The 2,609-nt window shown below is 73.4% G+C and carries 3 protein-coding genes and 1 pseudogene; 1 reads left to right on the forward strand and 3 read right to left on the reverse strand.

From position 1 onward, the window contains the following. Positions 1 to 82: 82 nt before the first annotated feature. Entirely contained in the window at positions 83 to 889 is an 807-nt protein-coding gene (locus tag AN218_RS30150) for an SAM-dependent methyltransferase (RefSeq protein WP_070020218.1), read from the reverse strand. Positions 890 to 1,083: 194 nt separating this feature from the next. On the opposite strand from AN218_RS30150, the gene AN218_RS30155 reads away from it, so the two are divergent. Beyond that, complete coding sequence (locus AN218_RS30155) at positions 1,084 to 1,992, forward strand: MaoC/PaaZ C-terminal domain-containing protein (protein WP_070020219.1); 909 nt, start codon at positions 1,084 to 1,086, stop codon at positions 1,990 to 1,992. 63 nt (positions 1,993 to 2,055) lie between these two features. Here AN218_RS30155 and AN218_RS37265 read toward each other — a convergent pair whose 3' ends face one another. Further along, positions 2,056 to 2,208 (reverse strand): hypothetical protein, encoded by a 153-nt coding sequence (locus AN218_RS37265; RefSeq protein WP_171908855.1) that lies wholly within the window; start codon positions 2,206 to 2,208, stop codon positions 2,056 to 2,058. Between the two features lie 72 nt (positions 2,209 to 2,280). Further along, positions 2,281 to 2,609: pseudogene (locus tag AN218_RS37640) on the reverse strand (hypothetical protein); the annotation flags it as partial.

The following is a 2,609-nucleotide window of genomic DNA, read 5'->3' on the forward strand; positions in this document are numbered from 1 at the left end:
CGCCGGGCCCTCGGCGGGTCCCGCCCGCCGGCGTCCGCCCGCTCAACGTCCGTTCGCCCGGGGCCTCTTGGCCGGACTCGGCTCAGGGCTTGCGGGCGACGCCGCCGAACGCCGCCGCCGGCGGGACGTCGTCCCCGGCGACGTCGGGACGCCAGTCGTCGATGCGCACCACGCCCGGCGGCACCGGCTCCAGCCCCTCGTAGTAGGCGCGGATCTGCTCCGGCGAGCGCAGTACGTACGGGACGGCGCCGGAGTCGTTGTAGTCGTCCTGCGCGGCGTTGGTGTCGGGGTTCTCGTCGACGCCGTCGTTGTGCGAGAGGTAACTCCCGGACGGCAGGCGGGACATGAGGTCCCGGACGATGCCGCACGCCTCCGCGTGGTTCCCGATGTGCCCCAGTACGCCGCTGAGGATGAGCGCGACGGGCCGGGAGAGGTCGAGGGTCTCGCGTGCGCCGTCGATCACCGCCGCCGGGTCCCGCAGATCCGCCTCGATATAGGCCGTCCTGCCCTCGGGCGAGCTGGTGAGCAGGGCGTGCGCGTGGACGAGGACGAGCGGGTCGTTGTCGACGTAGACGACACGGGCGTCGGGCGCCGAGCGCTGTGCGACCTCGTGGGTGTTGTCGACGGTGGGCAGGCCCGTACCGACGTCGAGGAACTGCCGTATGCCGGCCTCGGCCGCCAGAAAGCGGATGGTGCGGACGAGGAAGTAGCGGGAGGCGCGGGCGAGTTCGTCGATGCCGGGGAACGCCTGGCGGTACTGCTCGCCCGCCTCGCGGTCGGCCGCGTAATTGTCCTTGCCGCCGAGCCAGTAGTTCCAGATGCGTGCCGAGTGCGGGACGCTCGTGTCGATCTCCGGACCGCCGTGCGGTACGGCTTCCCTGGATTCCAAGACTTCCCCTCCTGACCGCGGGCCCGATGCGGAACGGGCCGCTTCGAGGACCCGGACGGCCCGGACCCTCCCCCGAGGGGCAGTCTTCACCCGCCGCGGCGCGCGTGCAGCCGATTACGCGGGACGGCGGGCCCCGGAAGGATCCGTGAGGGACGTCGTTATCCTCCGGAACGTGGGAAGGAGCTGAGGACGCGATGCCGATCGACGTGGAGCGGGCACTGTCCGCCGAGCCCAGCAGCACCCCGATCTCCTGGGGACACAAGGACGTTCAGCTCTACCACCTGGGAATCGGCGCGGGCGTCCCGGCGACCTCTCCCGACGAGCTGCGCTACACCCTGGAGAGCAGACTGCACGTGCTGCCGAGCTTCGCGACGGTCGCGGGCGGCGGCATGGGAGTCGTGGGCGGACTGTCGGCACCCGGTATCGACGTCGATCTCACGGCCGTACTGCACGGCGCCCAGCATGTGCAGACACACCGGCCCGTGCCCGTCGAGGGCAGCGCGACCCAGACCTCGTCCGTCGCCGCGGTGTACGACAAGGGCAAGGCGGCCGTCATCGTGCTGCGCACCGAAGCCGCCGACGAGGACGGCCCGTTGTGGACGTCGGACGCACAGCTCTTCGTACGGGGCGAGGGCGGCTTCGGCGGCGACCGCGGCCCCTCCTCCGGCTCCAACTCCGGTTCCGGGCTTCAGGAACGGCTTCCCGACCATGAGACGCGGCGCGGCGTACGGGAGGACCAGGCGCTGCTCTACCGCCTCTCCGGCGACTGGAACCCGCTGCACGCCGACCCGGAGTTCGCGGCGCTCGCCGGCTTCGACCGGCCGATCCTGCACGGGCTGTGCTCGTACGGGATGGTACTCAAGGCCGTGGTGGACACGGCGCTCGACGGCGACGTGACGCGCGTGCGCGGCTACGGCACGCGGTTCGCCGGGGTCGTCTTCCCCGGCGAGACCCTGCGGGTGCGGATGTGGCGGGAGGCGGGGGAGCACCCCGGCGACGGGAGCGCCGAGCGGGACGGTGCCGGACGGGTGCTGCTGGCCGTGACCGCCGTGGAACGGGACGAGGCCCCCGTACTGACGGACGCCGTCGTCACTCACTCCTGACGCCTACGAAGGGCCGGGCCGCGCACCGCCGGGTGCCCAACTCCCGGGCGCGCGGGCGGTGTTCTAGCCCGGTTCGCTCCGCCCCTCGGGCCGGCGGTGGCGGCCGCGCGCGTCCTGCCGGGGGTCCTCCGTACCGGCGGCCTGTCCTCTGTGCTTGCCCGAGCCGTTCGCCGCCCGGCTGTCGCGCGTCTCGTTCGCGGTCTCGGATTCCGGCATCGCGGGGTAACTCCGTGGATCACATCGCTGCTTGGTACGCGCCCACGTTCTCACGCGACGCATGCGACCAGGTCACGCCGTCCTCGCACGGACCGTGGTCTCCGTCGGTGCCGTGTGCCCCGTCGTCCCCGCCGGACCCGTACCCGTGGCGAGCGGCGCGTCCTGGAGCGGCATCGGCTTGTGCTCCGCGCGGGGCCCGGGCACCCCGTCCACGCCGTCCGCGCCCTCGCCCGGAGGCTGTCCGGCAGCGGCGCCCCCCGGTCCGCCCGAGGACGGTCCGCCCATGGACGCTCCGCCCGGCGCCAACCCCTGTGCTGCGGACAGGATTCCCGCGGTCGCCGGGCTCCGCCCGTGCCCGTACCCGAGCACGTGCCCCTGACCGTGGCCGTCGGCGGGCGCCG

Origin of the sequence: Streptomyces nanshensis (assembly GCF_001751255.1) — a bacterium.
Lineage (GTDB): Bacteria > Actinomycetota > Actinomycetes > Streptomycetales > Streptomycetaceae > Streptomyces > Streptomyces nanshensis_A.